This is a genomic window from Saccharomonospora marina XMU15 (assembly GCF_000244955.1).
GTDB classification, from domain to species: Bacteria; Actinomycetota; Actinomycetes; order Mycobacteriales; family Pseudonocardiaceae; genus Saccharomonospora_A; species Saccharomonospora_A marina.
The window spans coordinates 3,782,012-3,801,462 of sequence record NZ_CM001439.1 but is presented as its reverse complement, the minus strand read 5'-3'; the positions used below and the strand labels follow the sequence as shown (position 1 = coordinate 3,801,462).

General features: G+C 70.2%; 21 protein-coding genes. 9 read left to right on the top strand and 12 right to left on the bottom strand.

What is annotated here, in order from left to right:
- Positions 1–21: 21 nt before the first annotated feature.
- Positions 22–1,479, top strand: coding sequence for an adenosylhomocysteinase (gene ahcY / locus SACMADRAFT_RS17985; RefSeq protein WP_009155258.1), 1,458 nt, complete (start codon positions 22–24; stop codon positions 1,477–1,479).
- A gap of 94 nt (positions 1,480–1,573) precedes the next feature.
- Positions 1,574–2,485, top strand: a complete 912-nt coding sequence (locus SACMADRAFT_RS17980) for a methylenetetrahydrofolate reductase (RefSeq protein WP_009155257.1) — start codon at positions 1,574–1,576, stop codon at positions 2,483–2,485.
- 60 nt (positions 2,486–2,545) lie between these two features.
- On the opposite strand, the gene SACMADRAFT_RS17975 is transcribed toward SACMADRAFT_RS17980, so the two are convergent.
- Complete coding sequence (locus tag SACMADRAFT_RS17975) at positions 2,546–3,658, bottom strand: NDMA-dependent alcohol dehydrogenase (protein ID WP_009155256.1); 1,113 nt, start codon at positions 3,656–3,658, stop codon at positions 2,546–2,548.
- Between the two features lie 254 nt (positions 3,659–3,912).
- Here SACMADRAFT_RS17975 and SACMADRAFT_RS17970 point away from each other — a divergent pair, with 254 nt between their 5' ends.
- On the top strand, positions 3,913–4,398 hold the full coding sequence (locus SACMADRAFT_RS17970) for an anthrone oxygenase family protein (protein WP_009155255.1): 486 nt from the start codon (positions 3,913–3,915) through the stop codon (positions 4,396–4,398).
- Positions 4,399–4,412: 14 nt separating this feature from the next.
- Here SACMADRAFT_RS17970 and SACMADRAFT_RS17965 read toward each other — a convergent pair whose 3' ends face one another.
- Both SACMADRAFT_RS17965 and phoU read right to left on the bottom strand, forming a co-directional pair.
- Positions 4,413–5,858, bottom strand: coding sequence for a wax ester/triacylglycerol synthase family O-acyltransferase (locus SACMADRAFT_RS17965; RefSeq protein ID WP_009155254.1), 1,446 nt, complete (start codon positions 5,856–5,858; stop codon positions 4,413–4,415).
- The gene (phoU, locus tag SACMADRAFT_RS17960; protein ID WP_009155253.1) at positions 5,855–6,502 is read right to left on the bottom strand and encodes a phosphate signaling complex protein PhoU; all 648 of its coding nucleotides are present in this window, start codon (positions 6,500–6,502) and stop codon (positions 5,855–5,857) included. Before phoU ends, SACMADRAFT_RS17965 begins: the two co-directional genes overlap by 4 nt.
- A 148-nt stretch (positions 6,503–6,650) precedes the next feature.
- Between phoU and SACMADRAFT_RS17955 the strand changes: the two genes are divergently transcribed.
- On the top strand, positions 6,651–7,556 hold the full coding sequence (locus SACMADRAFT_RS17955) for a carbamate kinase (protein ID WP_009155252.1): 906 nt from the start codon (positions 6,651–6,653) through the stop codon (positions 7,554–7,556).
- 44 nt (positions 7,557–7,600) lie between these two features.
- On the opposite strand, the gene SACMADRAFT_RS17950 is transcribed toward SACMADRAFT_RS17955, so the two are convergent.
- A complete protein-coding gene (locus SACMADRAFT_RS17950) occupies positions 7,601–7,999 on the bottom strand; it encodes a hypothetical protein (RefSeq protein ID WP_009155251.1) in 399 nt (132 codons plus the stop codon).
- A 179-nt stretch (positions 8,000–8,178) separates the two neighbouring features.
- Between SACMADRAFT_RS17950 and SACMADRAFT_RS17945 the strand changes: the two genes are divergently transcribed.
- Together SACMADRAFT_RS17945 and thiI are read left to right on the top strand one after the other, a co-directional pair.
- Positions 8,179–9,072, top strand: a complete 894-nt coding sequence (locus SACMADRAFT_RS17945) for a coiled-coil domain-containing protein (protein WP_009155250.1) — start codon at positions 8,179–8,181, stop codon at positions 9,070–9,072.
- Between the two features lie 48 nt (positions 9,073–9,120).
- Entirely contained in the window at positions 9,121–10,380 is a 1,260-nt protein-coding gene (gene thiI, locus SACMADRAFT_RS17940; protein WP_009155249.1) for a tRNA uracil 4-sulfurtransferase ThiI, read from the top strand.
- Here thiI and SACMADRAFT_RS31315 read toward each other — a convergent pair.
- Entirely contained in the window at positions 10,353–10,901 is a 549-nt protein-coding gene (locus SACMADRAFT_RS31315) for an AraC family transcriptional regulator (RefSeq protein WP_332307141.1), read from the bottom strand. The genes thiI and SACMADRAFT_RS31315 overlap by 28 nt on opposite strands.
- Entirely contained in the window at positions 10,898–11,218 is a 321-nt protein-coding gene (locus tag SACMADRAFT_RS31310; RefSeq protein WP_332307140.1) for an AraC family ligand binding domain-containing protein, read from the bottom strand. Before SACMADRAFT_RS31310 ends, SACMADRAFT_RS31315 begins: the two co-directional genes overlap by 4 nt.
- 58 nt (positions 11,219–11,276) lie before the next feature.
- Between SACMADRAFT_RS31310 and SACMADRAFT_RS17930 the strand changes: the two genes are divergently transcribed.
- A complete protein-coding gene (locus SACMADRAFT_RS17930) occupies positions 11,277–11,708 on the top strand; it encodes a DUF2000 domain-containing protein (protein WP_009155248.1) in 432 nt (143 codons plus the stop codon).
- A gap of 9 nt (positions 11,709–11,717) precedes the next feature.
- Complete coding sequence (locus SACMADRAFT_RS17925) at positions 11,718–12,173, top strand: hypothetical protein (RefSeq protein ID WP_009155247.1); 456 nt, start codon at positions 11,718–11,720, stop codon at positions 12,171–12,173.
- 80 nt (positions 12,174–12,253) lie between these two features.
- Here the strand turns inward: SACMADRAFT_RS17925 and SACMADRAFT_RS17920 are convergent, their stop codons facing one another.
- From SACMADRAFT_RS17920 to SACMADRAFT_RS17895, 6 genes are read right to left on the bottom strand one after another with little or no spacing between them, the layout of a single operon-like run.
- The gene (locus tag SACMADRAFT_RS17920) at positions 12,254–13,504 is read right to left on the bottom strand and encodes a cytochrome P450 family protein (protein ID WP_009155246.1); all 1,251 of its coding nucleotides are present in this window, start codon (positions 13,502–13,504) and stop codon (positions 12,254–12,256) included.
- An 18-nt stretch (positions 13,505–13,522) separates the two neighbouring features.
- On the bottom strand, positions 13,523–14,773 hold the full coding sequence (locus SACMADRAFT_RS17915; protein WP_009155245.1) for a cytochrome P450: 1,251 nt from the start codon (positions 14,771–14,773) through the stop codon (positions 13,523–13,525).
- Positions 14,770–15,375: a GTP-binding protein gene (locus tag SACMADRAFT_RS17910; RefSeq protein WP_009155244.1), complete on the bottom strand. Its 606-nt coding sequence runs from the start codon at positions 15,373–15,375 to the stop codon at positions 14,770–14,772. The genes SACMADRAFT_RS17915 and SACMADRAFT_RS17910 overlap by 4 nt, the downstream gene beginning before the upstream one ends.
- On the bottom strand, positions 15,356–15,712 hold the full coding sequence (locus tag SACMADRAFT_RS17905) for a DUF742 domain-containing protein (protein ID WP_009155243.1): 357 nt from the start codon (positions 15,710–15,712) through the stop codon (positions 15,356–15,358). Before SACMADRAFT_RS17905 ends, SACMADRAFT_RS17910 begins: the two co-directional genes overlap by 20 nt.
- Positions 15,713–15,714: 2 nt before the next feature.
- Positions 15,715–16,110 (bottom strand): roadblock/LC7 domain-containing protein, encoded by a 396-nt coding sequence (locus SACMADRAFT_RS17900; protein ID WP_009155242.1) that lies wholly within the window; start codon positions 16,108–16,110, stop codon positions 15,715–15,717.
- Positions 16,110–17,576 (bottom strand): ATP-binding protein, encoded by a 1,467-nt coding sequence (locus SACMADRAFT_RS17895; protein WP_009155241.1) that lies wholly within the window; start codon positions 17,574–17,576, stop codon positions 16,110–16,112. The genes SACMADRAFT_RS17900 and SACMADRAFT_RS17895 overlap by 1 nt, the downstream gene beginning before the upstream one ends.
- A 460-nt stretch (positions 17,577–18,036) precedes the next feature.
- Here SACMADRAFT_RS17895 and SACMADRAFT_RS17890 point away from each other — a divergent pair, with 460 nt between their 5' ends.
- A complete protein-coding gene (locus tag SACMADRAFT_RS17890; RefSeq protein ID WP_009155240.1) occupies positions 18,037–19,290 on the top strand; it encodes a cytochrome P450 in 1,254 nt (417 codons plus the stop codon).
- Positions 19,291–19,451: the final 161 nt, after the last annotated feature.

The following is a 19,451-nucleotide window of genomic DNA, read 5'->3' as shown; positions in this document are numbered from 1 at the left end:
CCACGACGAGGAAAGGAAATCATGAGCGCGAAGTTGCAGAAGGTGGACGGTCTCGAGTTCGCCGTCGCCGACCTGAAGCTGGCCGAGGCCGGTCGGCACCAGATCCGGCTGGCCGAGCACGAGATGCCGGGCCTGATGGCGACTCGCAGGGAATTCGCGGCCGCCAAGCCGTTGAAGGGAGCCAGGATCGCGGGCTCGCTGCACATGACCGTGCAGACGGCCGTGCTGATCGAGACGCTGGTGGAACTCGGCGCCGAGGTCAGGTGGGTGTCGTGCAACATCTTCTCCACGCAGGACGAGGCCGCCGCGGCGGTGGTCGTGGGTCCTGACGGCACGCCGGAGCACCCCAAGGGCGTCTCGGTGTTCGCGTGGAAGGGCGAGACGCTGGACGAGTACTGGTGGTGCACCGACCAGCTCTTCCAGTTCGGCGACCAGGGCCCGAACATGATCCTCGACGACGGTGGCGACGCGACCCTGCTGGTGCACAAGGGCGTGGAGTTCGAGGCCGCGGGCGCGGTGCCCGAGCCGAGTGAGGACGACCCGGAGGAATACAAGATCGTCCTCGCCACGCTGCGCAACAGCCTCGCCGCCGACGCCAAGCGGTTCACCCGGATCGCCAAGGACATCAAGGGTGTCACCGAGGAGACCACCACCGGCGTGCACCGGCTGTACGAGTTCGCCAAGACCGGCGAGTTGCTGTTCCCGGCGATCAACGTCAACGACTCCGTCACCAAGTCGAAGTTCGACAACAAGTACGGCTGCCGCCACTCCCTTGTGGACGGCATCAACCGGGCGACCGACACGCTCATCGGCGGCAAGCTGGCCGTGGTGTGCGGCTACGGCGACGTCGGCAAGGGCTCCGCGGAGTCGCTTCGCGGCCAGGGGGCTCGTGTCGTGGTCACCGAGATCGACCCGATCTGCGCGCTGCAGGCCGCGATGGACGGCTACCAGGTGACGACGCTGGAGGACGTGGTGGAGACCGCGGACATCTTCGTCACCACCACCGGCAACTTCAACATCATCACCGCCGAGCACATGGCGCGGATGAAGCACCAGGCCATCGTCGGCAACATCGGGCACTTCGACAACGAGATCGACATGGCGGGCCTGGAGAAGACACCGGGCATCAAGCGGGTGGAGATCAAGCCGCAGGTCGACGAGTACGTCTTCCCCGACGGCCACTCGATCATCGTGCTCAGCCAGGGCAGGCTGCTGAACCTGGGCAACGCGACCGGCCACCCGAGCTTCGTGATGTCCAACAGCTTCACCAACCAGGTGCTGGCGCAGATCGAGCTGTTCACCAAGCCGGGCGAGTACGACAAGCAGGTCTACGTGCTGCCGAAGAAGCTGGACGAGAAGGTGGCCAGGCTGCACCTGGACGCGCTCGGCGTGAAGCTGACCAAGCTGACCAAGGAGCAGGCGGCCTACATCGGCGTCGACGTCGAGGGTCCCTACAAGCCCGACCACTACCGCTACTGAGCGAACCGGTGTCGCCAGGGGCCGCCGCGCGGCGGCCCCTGGCGACACCGGCGCACACTGCCCGAGACGGACGAGACAACGGGGGTTTTTACAGGTGCGCAGGGTCGTCGATCGGCTGAACAGCGCTGGGTGCCCGACGTTTTCCGTGGAGTTCTTCCCGCCGAGGGACGAGCAGGACGAGGCGATACTGTGGCGCTCGATCCGCGAGCTGGAGCCACTGGATCCCGCCTACATGTCCATCACCTACGGCGCGGGCGGCTCCAGCCGAGAAGGCACCATCCGCAACATCGCTCGGGTGGCGACCGACACCACGCTGGTGCCGATGGCGCACCTCACCGCGGTGAACCACTCGGTGTCGCAGCTGCGCAACGTCATCGGGCACTTCGCCGCCGTCGGTGTGCACAACATCCTCGCGCTGCGCGGTGACCCGCCCGGCGACGTGATGGGAGAGTGGGTCGCGCACCCGGAGGGTCTCAACTACGCCGAGGAGCTGGTGCGGCTCATCCGTGAGCTGGGCGACTTCTGCGTCGGGGTGTCGGCGTTCCCCTACGGCCACCCCCGCTCCGCCGACCTGGAGACCGACACCCACTACCTGGTGCGCAAGCTGCGCGCGGGCGCCGACTTCGCCATCGCGCAGCTGTTCTTCGAGGCGGAGGACTTCCTGCGGCTGCGCGATCGGGTATCGGCGGCGGGCTCCGACGCGCTGATGCTGCCCGGCATCATGCCGCTGACCACACCGAGGACCCTGCACAAGACCATCGAGCTTTCCGGCGCCACGCCGCCGCGCTGGCTGCTGGAGCGGCTCGAGCCGCTTTCGGACGACCCGAAGGCCTTCCGCGCCGAGGGCCTGAACGTGATCACCGAACTGTGCGAGCGGTTGCTCGCCGAGGGTGTGCCCGAGCTGCACTTCTACACCTTCAACCGGTCCAAGGCCACCCGTGAGCTGGTGGATCGGCTGGGCCTGCGCTCGCCGGAACCGCAACTCGCCCTCGCGGGGCGTCCCTGAGCGGGTGGTGACCGTTCAACGGCGAGCGGTCACCACCGTCTCCACCGCGCGGGCGGGCCATCAGTGCTCGTGCACGATGACGCCGCGGATGTTCTTGCCGTCCACCAGGTCCTGGAACCCCTGGTTGACCTGCTCCAGGGTGTACTTGGTGGTGACCAGCTCGTCCAGCTTCAGCTGACCCGCCTGGTACAGGTCGAGCGCCTTGCCGATGTCGTACTGCGGGTTCGAGGAGCCGAACAGCGCACCCTTGATCGTCTTTTCGAACAACGTGAGCAGGCTGCCGGAAACCTGCACCGTGATCTTCTCCGGGTTCGCCAACCCGGTGATCACCACGACGCCGCCCTTGCCGACCGCGTCGAACGCCGCCGCCACCACCGACTCGTCCACCACACCGACCGTCACCAGCGCCTGGTCGGCCAACTGGCCCCTGGTCATATCCACGATCGCGGCCTGTGCCTCCTCCGCCGTTGCGAAGGCGTGGGTAGCGCCGAACTTCATCGCGGTGTCGCGCTTGAACGCGATCGGGTCGACGACGACGACGTTCTTGGCACCCGCGTGCGCGGCGCCCTGCACCGAGTTGATCCCGATGCCGCCGATGCCGTAGATCACCACGGTGTCGCCGGGCCGGACGCCGCCCGCGTTGATGGCCGTGCCCCAGCCGGTGGGCACCCCGCAGCCGACGAGCACGGCCACGTCCAGCGGCAGGTTCTCGTCCACCTTGACCACCGAGGCCTGGTTGACGGTGCCGTACTGGGAGAAGCTGCCGAGCATGCACATGGCGCCGTAGTCGACTCCGCCGGAGTGCAGCCGAAACGTCCCGTCCGGCATGCAACCCTCGCTGATCGTGGCGCCGAGGTCGCACAGGTTCTGCCTGCCGGTCGAGCAGTAACGGCAGTGGCCGCAGCTGGGGATGAAGCTGCACACCACGTGGTCGCCCGGCTTGACCTTGGTGACGCCCGCGCCGACCTCCTCGATGATGCCCGCGCCCTCGTGGCCGCCGACGATGGGGAACCGGGGCGGGATGTCACCTTCGGACATGTGCAGGTCGGAATGGCACAGCCCGGCCGCGACGAAACGGACCAGGACCTCGTCGGTCTTCGGGCCTTCCAGGTCCAGCTCCATGATCTCGAACGGGCGGTGGAAGCCAGTGAGAACGGCTGCCTTCGTCTTCACCGTGACCCTCCTTCGGGGATGCCTGCACGCGCGGCCCTGAGCGCCGGAACCGACCCTGGCAGCCGGTCACGGTGAGAGCAAGAAGGTATCCGCCTCACGGAAGTGCGCTTCCCAGCGGCGCGCGAGACGCTCGCGCCGCAGTGAGGCGGCGTGCCGGGCGCGAGCGCTTCCCAACCGCGCCCGAGACGCTCGCGCATGGAAGGAAGCGTTTCGACGCTGGCGGGAGCGGCGCGGTCCCGGTTGGCTGTCGTGACATGACCGCCGAACTGCTCTTCGCCGCGACCCTGCTCGCGACCCTGATCTGCGGGCTCGTCGCGGGGGTGTTCTTCGCGTTCTCCTCGTTCGTGCTGCGCGCGCTGGCTCGGCTGCCCGCGGCGCGGGGGATCGAGGCGATGCAGTCGGTGAACCGGGTGGTGCTCAACCCGCTGTTTCTCGGGGTGTTCGTCGGCGCGGCGCTGCTCGGCCTCGCGCTCGCGGTGGCGGCGGTGTTGCGGTGGGACCACGACGGCTCGGCGTGGTCGCTGGCAGGCGGCCTGCTGTACGTGTTCGGTGCCTTCGTGCTGACCGGGGTGGTGCACGTACCGCGCAACGAGGCGCTGCTGCGGGTCGATGCCGAGAGCGAGGAAGGTGCGCGGCTGTGGGCGCGGTACGTGCCGGTGTGGGGTGCGGCCAACCACGTCCGCACGGTGGCCGCGCTCGCCGCCTCGGCGTGCTTCGCGGTCTCGCTGGCCACCGTGTGACCGAGTGACGGCGTTCAGCGCCACTTCGGCCCGGCGCGAACGAGTTCGGCGATACCGTCCTCGACACCGCGGGCCAGCGCGTCGGCGTCGGGCACGCTGTGGGCGTCGGCGGTCACCCCGATCGACAGCGTGTCCCCGTAACTGAGTACGGCGATACCGGTGCGTAGCCGCAGTCCGATGGGAACGTAGGGCAGCAGCCGCACGATCCGGTCGTCGCCGAACAGCCGGAACTGCTGCCTCGGGCCGGGGATGTTCGTGACCACGGTGACGATGTTGCGTTGCGGCAGCCGCGCGGCCGTGCGCACGGCCCACGACAGCGGCGGGAACGGGCCCTGCCGGGCGAACCCGAGCAGCGACGAACTCACCTGCGCTTCCTGGCTGTGTTTCAGCCCCGCCAACCGCTCGTGCACGACGCTCAGCCGCTCGACCGGGTCGGCGACGTCCACCGGCAACAACGGCAGCAGCCACGACAACTGGTTGCCCGCGCCGGGCGGTCGCCTCGCGGTGCGTGCCGAGACCGGAACCAGTGCACGCAGCAGGTGCGGGTGGACCCGCTCTCCCCTGCGCAGCAGCAACTCGCGGAACGCGCCGCTCACCGCGGCCAGCACCACGTCGTTGACCGTGACCCCGTGGCGCCGCGCGACGGCGGTCACGTCGCGAAGCGGCGCCTGCCCGATGCGATACCTGCGTTGCCGCCCGATCGGTCCGCTCAGCGACGAGGGCGCCACCGGCACGAGGACGCGGGCCAGCGTTGCCAGCCCGCGCGCCGTCGCCGCCACCGCCTTCGCGACCCGGTCCGGACGGCGCAGCGCCTCGGCGCAGCGTCGCGCCTGGCGCAGCGGCGGCGCGGCCAGGCCGCCGAGTGCGGTGACGGCCCGCCACAGCTCACCGGGACCGGGCGGCGGCGCGGGCCCGGGCGACTCTGCTTGTTCCGGCGCTGCTTGTCGCGGCGGTTCGGCGGCGAGAACCGCCGCGAGCAGTGCGAAACCGCCGACCGCATCGGCGAGGCTGTGGTGTGCCCTGATCAGCAACGCCCACCGTCCGCCCGCGAGGCCCTCGACGATCCAGCACTGCCACAGCGGGCGATCGTGGTCGAGCCGGTCGGACATCACCATCCCGACCAGGTCCGCCAGTTGCGTGTCGTCGCCCGGAGCGGGCAGAGCCGCGCGCTTGACGTGGTAGTCGAAGTCCACGTGGGTGTCCTCCCACCACGGCCTGCCGAGGTCGAACGGCACCCTGCGGACGCGCTGCCGGTGCCTGCTCACCGCGGACAGCCGGGGTCGGAGCGACTCGACGAACCGTTGCCGCGGCGGCGGCGAGCCCTGCAGGACGGCGATCGCCGCGATCTCCAGAATGGCGTTGCGGTCGGCGATCTCCGCGTCGAGAAAGGCCGCGTCCAGCGGGCTCAGCCGCCTGCGGCCCTGCTCGACGGCCCGCCCCACGGCGTCCGGGCTACTCATCCGTTGGCTCCGGCCTGGAACAGCACCCTGCGTGCCAGCGAGACGGCGTGGTCGGCGAACCGTTCGTAGTAGCGCCCCAACAGCGTCAGCTCCAGCACGGCCTCGACATCGAGATCGTGGTCGGCGCACAGCAGGTCCCGGTACAGCGAGGAGACCAGCCGGTCCATCTCGTCGTCGTCGCGGTCGAGTTCGTACGCGGCCTCGGTGTCGTGGCTTGCCATCGCGGCGCGCACCTTCGCCATCAGCCGCTGCGCCGTCTCTCCCATGGCAGCGACGGTGGGCCGTACCGCGGCGGGCAGCGCCGGTCGAGGCGCCATCCGAGGCACGAGTTCGGCGACGTGCCTTGCCATCGTCCCCATTCGCGCCAGATCCGCGCTCATCCGCAGGCCCGCCACGATGGTGCGCAGGTCAGCGGCCACCGGCCGAAGTTCGGCCAGTATCCCCACCGCCTGCTCGTCGAGCCGGTGGTGCAGCGCCACGATCGACTCCTCGTCGGCCACCACCGTCCGTGCCAGCTCCGCGTCACCCGCGACGACCGCCGTGCTCGCCCGGTTCATCGCGCCCTCGGCCAGCCGGGCCAGCTCGGCCAGCCGGGTCGTGAACGCCGTGAGTTGGGCGTCGTGGGAGTCGCGGGACTCGCGCATGTCGGCAAGGTAGGAGCGGCACGCGGGCCGCTCACAGGGCCCAACGTCGCACGGCGACGGGACGTGGGGCCCTGTCCGCGACCGCGCGGGCTACGCAGGGTGGAGGCATGACGGTGCGGGTGGGTCGAGGGTCCGGCAGGGGGCGACGGTGAGGGTTGTCGCCGCCGTCGGCGGTAACGCGTTGCTGCGCAGGGGTCAGCGCGCCGACGAGGCCGTGCAGCGACGGAACCTGCACGGGGCGGTGGCGGCGCTCGCCGAAGCACTCGGCGGCGAGGAACTGGTGGTCGTGCACGGCAACGGTCCGCAGGTGGGGCTGTTGGCGCAGGAGAGCGCGGCGGACCCGGCACTGCGGCGACCGTATCCACTGGACTCGCTCGTCGCGCAGACGCAGGGCATGATCGGGTACTGGCTCGCGGCCGAGTTGGACGCGGCACTGCCGGGCCGGGAGGTCGCGGCGCTGGTGACGCGCGTCGTGGTGCGGCGGTCGGACCCGGCCTTCGCGCTGCCGACGAAGTTCATCGGCCCCGGCTACTCGCTGGCCGACAGCCGGGCGCTGGAACAGCAGCGCGGGTGGACGTTCCTTCGCGACGGGCGGCGCTGGCGCAGGGTGGTCGCCTCGCCCGACCCGGTACGCATCGTCGAGCAGCCGATCGTGGAGCGGCTGCTGGAGTCGGGCGCGGTGGTGGTCGCCGCGGGCGGCGGTGGCATACCGGTGCTCGACGACCCCGGCTGTCAACCGGGCGCGGTGGAGGCGGTGATCGACAAGGACCTCTCCGCGGCGCTGCTGGCGCGTGAACTGAAGGCCGATGCGCTGCTGCTGCTCACCGACGTGGCCGCGGTGCAGCGCCGGTTCGGCACCGGACAGGCGGAACCGGTCGCGGAGGCGACGGTCGCCGAACTGGTCGCACTCGGGCTGCCGGAGGGTTCGATGGCGCCGAAGGTCGAGGCCGCTCGCCGGTTCCTCGCCTCGGGCGGCACGGTGGCGGCCATCGGTGCGGTGGAGCAGGCGGGCGAGGTGCTGGCCGGCGCCGCGGGCACGCGGGTGCGGATGTGATCGGCCCCGGCCCCGGCCCCGGCCCCGGCCACGGCAGGAACCGTTCAGCGCCGGACAGCCCGGTTTCCGGTGAGGCGCGCGACGAGGACGCGGATTCCGTGGTCGAAGGTGTGCCACCGCGGCAGGGCCGCACGAGCGAGAACGCGGTCCTCGTATCGGAGCGGGCAGGCGAGCCCGACGCCGGTGATGGTGTAGCCCGCCTCCTCGGGGAACTCCACGGTCACCGGTTTGCCGTGTGCCAGGCGTTCCAGCCGAGGATCGGTGCCGGTGGGCACGACGACGTCCCCGCCGGGGCTCACCACGCACAGCAACGCCAGTGCTGCCGCGTCGGCTACCGTCACCACCACCATGTGGCCGCGCGGCGGCCGCGTGATGACGCCGAGGCACTGCTGATGGCTCAGGGTCTGCCAGCTCGGTGTCTGGCTCGGTGTCGGCGAATCCATGCTCGCTCCGTTGGTTGCGCGGCGACTACGGCAGCGGCGGGCATTCCTATGTCGATGGTCGGCCGAGGTACCCGCGCGGCATCCGGTTGTCCGGTAGTTCTCGGAGATTCCCTTGCTGCGCCGAGTGAAACAATGGGACTAGGGTTGAGTCGGCGGGGCCGACGGCGTGCGAGGTGCAGATGACGATCCCAATGGGCGCAGGCGGGCCGAGCCCGCCGGGACCCGGATTCAGGCCGGCATTGTGGGGATACGACCGCGAGCATGTCGATCACTACGTGCACGGAATGCTCGAGGAGCTGCGGCTGCTGGCGTCCGACCGGGACGCGGCGGCCGACTGTGTGCAGCGACTGGCCGAGCGGTTGGAGGCGCTGCGTTCGGAGAACGACAAACTTCGCGGACGGCTCGCCAGAGTCTGCAGGGAACCATTGGAGACGGACGGGCTTTCGGAGCGGATGCTGCACATGGTGGAGCTCGCCCACGAGGAAGCCGCCGACATCATCGCGGGCGCCGAGGCGGCGGCGGAACGAAAACGAGCGTTGCAGCGCAGGCGAGCGCGCCGGCTGCGGGCGCGGCACAGGCGGTTGCTCGCCGAGCTTCAGCAACGCCGGATCGAGCAGGAGGCCGAGCATCACGAGTTGATGCGCAGGGTGCAGTCGCAGGCGCAGGCCGCGGCGGAGCAGGCGCAGCGGCAGCGGCGGGAACTGGACGAGCGCGCCACCCGCAGGCGGCAGGAACTGGAACGGGATTTCGCTGTCGCGCTGGCCGCACGCAGGGACGAGGCGAACAAGGCCATCGCGCAGAAGGAGGCCGCGGCGAGGGCGCATGCGCAACGGCTGATCGAGCAGGCCACCCGCAGGGCGGAGCGCATCGTCGCCGAGGCGACGGACCGGGTGCACGCGCTGGAGGGGATGCGCAGGCGGCTCGCGGACGAGTTGAACGGCGCCCGTGCCGCCCTTGCCGACGCGTTGCCGCTGACCGAACCGCTGCCGGAGGAGGACACCGCCTGCGAGGAGGAGTCGGCGACGTTGCCCTCGCCACGTACCAGAGGGCCTGCGGTGTCCAGCGCCCCTTGACGGTAGGTATCGTCGGCGACTGACCGTGGCGCGGAGGAGGTCGAGCCGATGGCACAGCCGTGCGTGCTGCTCAAGTACGGGGAACTGATGTTGAAGGGGCGCAACCGCGGCCGCTTCGAGCAGTACCTCCTCGACGGGGTGCGGCGCGTCGTCCGCGGCGAGACCGACAGTGCCGACGGCGCCGATGGCGCTGCTGGCGCCGCCGATCACGCCGACGTCGCCGCCGGGGCGCCGCGCGGCCCGCGCGTGCGGATCTCCCGTCGCGACGGCGTGCTCGTGCTCGCGGGCGGACTGCCGTTGCCGGAACTGGTGGAGCGCGCGCAGCGGGTTTTCGGCGTCAGCGTGGTGCAACCCGCGCTGCGGGCGGGCAAGACCCCCTCCGACGCGGCGGATGCGGTGCTGCAGGCGCTGGCGGAGCGGTTCGGCACACCCGAGCAGAGCGGGCCGCGCCGGTTCGCGGTGAAGGCGCGCCGCAGGAACAAGGGCTTCCCGATGGGTTCGGAGCAACTCGCCGCCTACGTGGGGCAGCGGGTGTGCGAGCAGTGGGGGTGGCCGGTCGATCTGAGCGAGCCCGAGGTGCGGATCTCGGTGGAGGTGGACCGGCGCGAGGTGTTCGTCTCGCTCGAGCGGCACCGTGGTCAGGGTGGCCTGCCGGTGGGTGCCAGCGGGCGCGCGCTGGTGTTGCTGTCCGGCGGGTTCGACTCACCGGTCGCGGCGTTTCGCGCGATGCGGCGTGGGCTGCGGTGCGACTTCGTGCACTTCACCGGCGCCCCCTACACCGACCCCTCTTCCGCGTACAAGGCCTACGCGCTGGTCAGGCAACTGGATCGGTATCAGGGAGGTTCGCGGCTGCACGTGGTGCCGATCGGCAACGCGCAGCGCGCCATCGCCACGGCGGGCGCGGCGCAGTTGCAGGTGGTGGCCCAGCGCAGACTCATGGTGCGCACCGCGGACGCGCTTGCCGCCGAGTTGGGCGCGCAGGCGCTGGTGACGGGTGACAGCCTGGGGCAGGTGTCCAGCCAGACGCTGAGCAACCTGGCCACGGTGGAAGCCGCGGCTCAGTTGCCGTTGCTTCGGCCGCTGCTGGCGTGGGACAAGGACGAGATCATCGCGGAGGCGCGGCGGATCGGGACCGCGGACATCTCCAAGCTGCCCGACGAGGACTGCTGCAGCCTGCTCGCGCCGCCGCGAGTGGCGACCAGGAGCACGGCCGAGCAGCTGGCAGGCGTGGAGCGCAGGCTGGACCTCGACGAACTGGTGCCGAAGCTGCTGGCCGACGTTCAGGTGCTGGCTCCGGCGGGCTCGTAGCTCACCCGGCTGCGTGCGTAGCGGCCGGGTGGAACGCCGACGAGCCGGGTGAAATGCCGGTTCAGGTGCGATTGGTCATGCAGGCCCGACAACGCGGCGGCTTCGGCGGGGGAGTGGCCCGCGAGCAGGTGCCGCCTCGCGAGGTCCACCCTGCGGCTGGTCAGGTAGCTGTGCGGCGGGATGCCGTATTCGCGGCCGAACGCCCGCACCAGATGGGCCCGGTTCGCGTGCAGCCGCGTGGCGGCCTCGTACAGGGTGATGCCCTGCGTGACGTGTGCCTCGAGCAGTTCCCGCAGCCGCGCCGCCAGCCCCGGGTCGCTGCCGGTGTTCAGCGTTGCGTTCCCGCCCGGATCCGGCTGCACCTGCCGCGGGTGCCCGCGCAACCGCTCCACTACCAGCGCCAGCCTGCTCTCCGCCTCCAGGTGCTCGGTGCGTGTCGCGAGCGCTTGGTGAACCTGGTGCACCCGGTGCCGCAGCAGCGGATCGGCCAGCACCGGCCGGTCCACCGCGGCACCGATCAACCGGTCGCAGTCTCGCCGAACACGTCGCGTTCCAGGTAGAGCACACGTTTGCGGAATCCGCCGCGCCGTGCCGCCCTGCCGTCGTGCGCGACATCGGGAGGCAGCAGGGTCACCACCGCCCTGCCCGCGCCGTGCTCGCGGCGGTGCAGGTCGTATGCCACCACGCCTGCGTCGACGACGAGCAGCGTCCACGCGTCGTGGGTGTGCGGTGGGTAGGTGTGCCGGGGGAAGCTGGCGTGGAAGACTTCCCGCACACCCCGCACCGACGGCCGCCACGCGGTGACGGTGCCGGTGGCGACCCGATCGCGAGAACCCATGCGACGAACGTACAAGACGAACTCGTCGCCGAAGCGGCACAGTCGGCGGATGGCGAGCATGGTGAAACAACACGTTCCCGACCGACCCGACACCAAGATCGCGGTGCTGCTGCGCGAAGACCTGTTGAGCTGGCAGCGGCTCAACGTGTGCGCGTTCCTCGTCAGTGGGCTGGCGGCCAGCCAGCCACACCTGGTGGGTGAACCGTACCTGGATGCCGACGGCAACGAGTACCTGCCGATGTTTCGGCAGCCGGTGCTGGTGTTCGAGGGCTCGAAGGAAACCCTCCCGGCGGCGCACGGTCGCGCGCTGTCCAGGGGGCTGCGCCCGTCGGTCTTCACCGCGGACCTGTTCGCCACCGGCAACGACACCGACAACAGGGCAGCGGTGCGTGCGGTGCCCGCCGCCGCGCTCGACCTGGTGGGACTTGCGGTGCACGGGCCGAGGAACGCGGTGGACAAGGTCTGTAAAGGCGCGCGGATGCACCCCTAGTGTGGGTGCATGGCTGAGCACAGGGTGGTGCTGGTGCGGCAGTGGGACCAGCAACTGGGCGGTTCCGGATGCTGCGGGCGGCTGGACGGCGAGGCGGTGCGGGAACTGCACGGCCATGCCGAGCAGCCATACGCCCACTGCCGCACGGACATGGAGGCTGTCGGTGCCGTCTACCGGGCGCTGCGGTCGGTGTTCCGCGCCGACGAGGTGGAGCTGACCGTTGTCGACCCGCGCAACACGGCATGGATGCTGCCCGCCGTGTGGCGCGACGCTCGCCGCAGGGGGCTGCGGTGGCCGGAGGCGTTGCGTCAACTCAACGCGGCCACCAGGGCCTGCGCCGTGGTCTGTGACGGGCTGGTGCTGGACTGCGGCACGGAACCGGAACAGGTGGTGGCGGCGGTGGAGGCCGATCTCGCCTGCCGCGGTCGAACCGCGGGCGGGAACCCGCTGTCGCGCGACGGCTGAGCAGCACCGGGCTCCGGTCGGGGACGGCGAACCCGTCGCCGCCCCCGGCCAGCAAACCGGCCGGCCAACCGACCAGGAACTCAGTCGCGGGAATCGCCGAGCAGCACCGGCAGGCTGCTCGCCGAGTTGGAGAAGAACGACGGCACCGGCCGCAACTGCTCGGGATCCACCGCGAGCCGGATGTCGGGGTAGCGGGCGAACAGTTCCGGCAGCGCTATCTGTGCCTCCATCCGTGCCAGATGCGCGCCAAGGCACAGGTGCGGGCCGCCGCCGAAGGCCAGGTGCTTGGCTGGCTTGCGGGTGATGTCGAACCGGTCGGCGTCGCTACCGTGCTGTGCCGGGTCCCTGCCGACGCCGCTGTAGGGGGCGAGGATGGCGTCGCCCGCCGGGATCGTGACCCCGGCGATGGTGATGTCCTCCCTGGGGTAGCGGGCCGGGAAGTTGCCGATCGGCGCGTCCCAGCGCAGCGTTTCCTCCACCACCGCCGCCCAGGTGTCCACACCCGCTGTGCGGGCGATCGCCAGCTGGTCGGGGTGGGTGAGCAGCGCCCGCACGCCGTTGACGATCAGGCTCAGCGTCGTTTCGTGCCCCGCCGTCAGCAGCAGCCACAGCGTGTCGACGAGTTCCTCGTCGGTCAGCGACTCGGCGTCCTGCTCCTGCGTGGCGATCAGCGCGCTCGTCAGGTCGTCGCCCGGTTCGTCGCGGTGCAGCTGCACGAGCCGGTTGAGCATCTCGTGGCGGTCGCGCTGGGTGCGAACGACTTCCTCCGGGGTGGTGTCGGTGCGGAAGATGCTGTCCACCAGTTCGCGCAGCCGGGGCCGCCAGTCCCACGGCACCCCTACCAGCTCGCAGATCACCTGCATCGGCACGGGGTAGGCGTAGAACTGCCGCAGGTCCACCGAACCGTCCGCCGCCGCGTGCCCGGGCAGCTCGTCGAGCAGGGTGTTGATGATCTCGGTGATGCGCGGCCGCAGCTGCTCCACCCGGCCACGGGTGAAGGTGCGCGTGACCGGCCTGCGCAACCTGAGGTGGTGGGAGTCGTCGGCGGTGACCATGTTGGTCACCTTGATCATCCCCACCAACGGCCAGTCGTCGGTGATCTCACCACGCTGCACGGCGCTCCAGTTGCGCCAGTCCTTGCTGACCCTGGGATCGGTGACGAGTTCGGCCAGTAGTGCGTGCTCGGTGACGGCCCATACGGGCACCTCTCCTGGGAGGATGACGCGCACGACCGGGCCGAGCTCGCGCATGCGGGCCGCTTCGCCGTGGTGGTCGGCTCCGGTGGGGTCGAGTCGGATGACGGGGACCTGCGAGGCCACGGCGTCGGTCATCGAGAATGCCTCCTGATTTCAGGCGTGCGGGATCGGGCCCGTCCTGGTGAACCGGACGGGCAGGCTGGCGGGGCAACGGGTCCACGGCGAGGGCAGCAGCGTGATGTCCTCGGCCGGTACCGACAGCACAACATCCTGTAGTCGGTGCAGGGCGGTGTCGACCGCAATGCGGGTGATCATCCGGCCCTGCCGCTGCGCGGGACAGGCGTGCGGTCCCGCGCTCCATGCCAAGTGTGCTCGGTTACCCACCTCCAGCCACGGGTCGTTGGTGTGCACCCTGGAATCTGCGTTGGCTGCCGCGAACCCGAGAATGAGCGCGTCGCCCCTGCGCACGGGCTGGCCCGCGACCTGGCAGTCGGCGAGCGCGTACCTGGCGGGCATGTTGGACATGGGCGGGTCACGCCACAGCACCTCGTCCAGCGCCTCGTCGATCCCCAGCCTGCCACCCCGCAGCCGTCCGGCGAAGCGTGGATCGGTGAGCATCAGCCGCAGTGTCTGTGCGATCCACGTGGTGGTGGTCTCGTATCCTGCCGAGATCATCAGCACCATGGATTGCTGCAACTCGAAGTCGTTGCGCAGGTTGGGGTGGCGCAGGAACGCCGTCGCCAGGTCGTCGCTCGGGTCGGCCCTGCGAGCCTGGATGGTGTTGGTGAGGATTCGCTCCAGATTCTGGTTGCCTGCCTGGGAATCCGCACCGGATCCGAAAAGGGCGATCAGCGCCTGCCTCAGCTGGTGGCCGAGGTCGGTGCTGAGGCCGAACATGCCCGCCACGGCCAGCATCGGCACCACGGCCGCGTACTCGGTCACCAGGTCGGCGGTGCCTCGCGGGGCGAACGTCGCGATCAGTTCGGTGCACGCGGCCCGGATCATGCGGCTCATCTTGTGCTCGTCGAGGCCGGCGAGGCCGTCGTCGAGCGGTTCGCGCAACCTGCGGTGCTTGTCGCCGTCGGAGAAGTAGGCGTTGTCCCGCGGGAACATCATCGGCCCGAGCCCGGAATCGGGGGAGACGACCTGCTCGGCGTAGAGCCGCCAGTAGTGCGGGTTGCGGGAGAACAACCGCTCGTTGCGCACGATCTGGCAGATCTCCGGGTGCCCGAGCACGAGCCAGGCGTTGATGCCCGGTTCCAACTCGACCGGTGCGACCTGGCCCCACTTGGCACGCAGTTCGCTGTAGGCAGCCTGTGGATCGCGGCAGGTGGTGGTTGCCGACAGCGGGGTGAGTCCGGTGAGTTCGGACAGTGTCGGCTGGTGGGGCTGCGACGGTGTCATCGTGCGTATGCCTTCGAGGGAGCGGGAAACCGGAGGGCGTGCTCCACCAGGGTGATCAGTGCGGCCACTGACGATTCCTTCATCCTGGCGTCGCAGTACATGATCGGTGTCTGTGGCAACAGGTCCAGCGCCTCACGCAACTGGTCCTCTTCGTACCGTGGCGCGTCGGGGAACTGGTTGACCGCGACCGCGAACGGCATCGTGGTTCGCAGCTCCAGCTGGTCGAACACCTCGAAACTGTCCTCGATGCGGCGGGTGTCGACGAGGACGAGCGCCCCGACGGCGCCTTCGGCCAGTCCCTCCCACAGGTTCCAGAACCTGCGCTGTCCCGGTGTACCGAACAGGTACAGCACGACGTCGGGGCTGACGGTGATTCGGCCGAAGTCCATCGCCACCGTGGTGGTCGTCTTGTCGTCGAGGCCCGCGACGGAGTCGACGCCGATGCTGGCCGTGGTCATCGTTTCCTCGGTGCGCAGCGGCTTGATCTCACTGACCGAACCGATCAAGGTCGTCTTGCCCACCCCGAACGCGCCGACGACGAGGATCTTGACCGACTGCTCGACGGTGTGGGCCACGTACCGGTCAGAGTTTGCGGAGACCATTGAGGACCTTCTCCAGGATTTCTCGGTCGGGCAGGACATGTCGCTGCGGAGCCGATCTGAGCACCAGGTGTCCGGTGTCGACGAGGTCCGACGCGAGCACGACGACCACGCTGACCGGCAGGTCGAGGTGCGCGGCGACTTCGGCCAGCGACAGCATTCCCCGGCAGACGTCCAGTATCGCCCGCTGTTCCCTGCTCGCCATGATCGGCAGTTTCGCCTCGGGATTGGCGATCAGCAGTGTCTCCGGCCGGATCGTGTTGCGCGAAGGATGGGCACGGCCGGAGGTGATGACGTAGGGCCGTACCGGCCGATCGCGGTAATCGTCCGAACTGCCCATGGTCAGCTGCCGCGGGTCGGCGTGCTCAGTGTGCGTTCACCGATCTGTAGCACCTGTGCCTGCATCTGCTGTGCGATCAGCGCCGGGTCGATGACCGGCTCGGTGACCACGGCCAGCCGGGAACCGTCGCCCGCGCCACGGACGAACAGGAAGCCGCCGTCGAACTCCACCATCACCTGTCGTGGGCTGCCGCCCGTACCGAACTCCTCACTGATGCCCTGTCCCAGTGAGGTCAGCCCGGCGCAGGCGGCGGCGAGCTTGTCGGCGATGTCGGGGTGGGTGTGATCGGTGCGCACCTTCAACAGGCCGTCGGAGGTGAGCACGACGGCGTGCCGCACACCCCGCACGCTCCTGATCATGTCCAGCATCCAGCTGTTGTCGGAAGCGGGGACGGCCATTACTCCTCCGAAGTGTTGTCAACGTCGGCTGATGAATCGGTACGCGCCGCACCCGTCGGCAGGCCGGGCGAGGAGCGCAGGAACGCACCCATCCACTGGCCTGCCTGCTCGGCGGTCTGCGTGCTGTGTGTGCTGGCGCGGGTGTTGCCCGGCCCCGGCCATTCCACATCGGAGTCGACGGTCTTGGCAGGGGCCTCGCCACGCCGCGAGCGCCGTTTCGGCAGCGAGGACAGGTTCCCCTCGACGGTTCCGGTTGTCCTCGGTTCGGGCTCCTCACGCCGCTCGGGCTCCCGGTGCCGGGGTGGCTCGGCCGGTCGCGGAGGCTGCTTACGGGTCAGAGCGTGCTCGCCGACCGTCGCCGAGCCGCCGGGCGGAATGGTCTCGACCAGTTCCGAGGGCACCAGCGTGATGGCTCGCACGCCGCCGTACACCGATTCCGTCAGGTCCACCCTGAACCCGTAGCGGCGCACGTACGCGCCGACCACGGGCAGACCCGTCTGCGGGATCTCGCCCAACTCGGCCAGCCCGACCGGGCGCCTGCCGGAGGCGATCTCGCGGGCCTGTTCCAGCCTCCTGTCGTCGAGGCCGACCCCGCAGTCGTCGATCTCGATCACCGCACCGCGCTGCACGTGCCGCAACGTCACGAGGACGTTGGTGGTGGGCGGCGAGGACTGGGTCGCGTTGGCCAGCAGTTCGGCCACCAGGTGGATCAGCGGTTCCACGACGCGCGGCGAGACGGCGACCCCCGGGTCTCCGGAGATCTCGACCCGCTGGAAGGCGGTGATCCGGCCCGCCGCGCCTCGCACGACGTCGGCGATCGGCAGCGGCTCGTGCCACTGCTGTCCCGGCCACTCGCCGCACAGCGCGGCAAGCGTCTGCGCGTGCCGCGCCTGCTGTGCGGCCGCGTGGTCCACCCGCATGCTGGTGTGCAGGATGTCGGGGTCGCTGGGATGGCGCTGCACCATCCGCGAGGCCTCCTCCTGCAGGCGGTGTGCCGAGGTCTGCGCCTTCCTGGCGAGCGCGACCACCGCGGCGTGCACGGCGTCCTGGCGGCCCTGTTGATCGTCGCGGAGCCGGTCGAGCACCGCGGCCGCCCGGTGCAGCAGTGCGGCCGGGCGTCCCGACGGGGACAGTTCGGGCAGCGGCGGTGCGGCGGGCGCGCCCTGCGCGAATGCCTCCACCTGTTCGGCCATGGACTCCAGTGCCACGCCCTGCTCTCCCGCCACCGCCTGCTGGTTGCGCAGCGTGGCTTCGTGCGCCCGTAGCGCGCGGTCGGACACCGCGGCGTGTACGCCCAGCGCTGCCACGGCCAACACGCCCGCGGCCAGCAGCAGCGTGTCCTGCAGCGCGCTGCCGTCGGCTGCGAGCAGGAAGATCGAGGCGACGACGACGTAACTGACGGCGACGCCGGTGCACAGCCACAGGATCGGCTGTCGGGTAGGGGGCCTTGTCGACGGAAGTGTCATGATCACCCAGTTGTCGAAGAAGCGAAGATGATTGGTGCGTCTCGTCAGGTGGGACCACGTACGCGAGGCGAACGGGTCGAACTCGCGAGCATCCCCGTTGTCCGGGTCTGCCTCCCCAGTACGTCAACCAGCTCGGACCCTACCCACCATGATCGTCGTTGTTGCCGCGAATCCCCACAGTGCTACCGACTCGCCTCACTCCCGAACCGCCGGTGACGTCGCGTCGAGGCGGCGATGCGGGCCTGCCGCGTGCCACCCGGCCAGGGCCTGGCTTGACCGCTGGTCACGACGGACAACTCGCTTCCCCAGTAATTGATCATGAGCATCGGCGCTCGGCAAGCCGGAGTATAGATCAACAGTGGGCGAAGTCAATCGACTACACAGCGTCTCCGGTCCGGTGACGGCCCAACCGCTGCCGCGTTGTTGGTACCGTCCCTTCGTGGGGAATCTCCGATCAAGGGTGTTGTCGTGGTTCGCGCGCGCCTACCTGGCGCGCGCTCGCAGGAAGGGCCTCGACCTGTCGAGGATGTCGCTGCTGCCTGACGGCGCCCTGCTGCCGCTGCGGCGGGACGGCCTCGATCCCGTCGCCGAGTTGGGGACGCGAAGGGACAGCGAGCCGGTCTCCAAACTACCGCTGCCGGTAGGGCTGGACGTGTGGCTCGTCACCGGCCACGAGGAGGCCAAGGCGGTGCTGGCGGATGCCAAGTCGTTCAGCAACGACTTCGGCAACCTGGTCGGCAAGGCGGGCACGGCCGCCGACGACAATCCTGGCGGGCTGGGCTTCGCCGACCCTCCCGCGCACACCAGGCTGCGCAAGCTGTTGACGCCGGAGTTCACGATGCGAAGGCTGTCGCGGTTGAAGCCGGGCATCGAGACGATCGTGGCGCAGCGCCTCGACGCGATGGCGGCCGCGGCGGAGCCCGTCGACCTCGTCGAGCAGTTCGCGCTGCCGATCCCGTCACTGGTGATCTGTGACCTGCTCGGGGTGCCCTACGACGACCGTGAGGAGTTCCAGCGGCACGCCGTCGCGCGCTTCGACCTCTTCGGTGGCGCGGGCGCCTCGCTGGGCGCGATCTCGGAGTCGCTGGAATACCTGCGTGGCGTGGTGCGCCGCGAGCGGGAGCGGCCGGGCGACGGGTTGCTCGGCATGATCATCACCGAGCACGGCGACGAGGTCAGCGACACCGAGTTGGCGGGACTCGCCGACGGGGTGCTCACCGGTGGCTTCGAGACCACCGCGAGCATGCTGTCGCTGGGCGCCCTCGTCCTGCTCAACGATCCGGACACCTTCAAGCTCGTTCGCGACGACGACGACGCGGTCGCGCCGGTGGTGGAGGAACTGCTGCGCTACCTGACCGTGGTGCAGGTCGCCTTCCCCCGCTTCGCGCGTGAGGACGTCGAGGTGGGCGGGGTGCGGATCGGCAAGGGCGCCATGGTGCTGTGCTCGCTCAGCGGCGCCAACCGCGACCACGTACTCGGGGCCGGCATGGAGGAGTTCGACTCCGGCAGGGAGCCGACCTCGCACCTGGCGTTCGGTTACGGGGTGCACCGCTGCGTCGGCGCGGAACTGGCCAGGATGGAACTGCGGGCCGCCTATCCCGCGCTGGTGCGCAGGTTCCCAGGGATGCGACTCGCCGTGCCGCCGCAGGAGTTGACCTTCCGGAAGGCGTCGATCGTCTACGGGGTGGAGTCACTGCCGGTCACGCTCGGCTGAGCCCGCCGAGCGCACCGGGCGCGGCTCTTGCCGGGGCTGGGTCCACCGGCCACCGGCCCACCGGACCCGCTGAACCCACAGGGCCGGGGTCGGTCCACTTCGTGGCCGGGCGAGTGCGGTCAGCCACGCGAACCTTTGGGCCCGCGCCGCCAGCCCGCCGT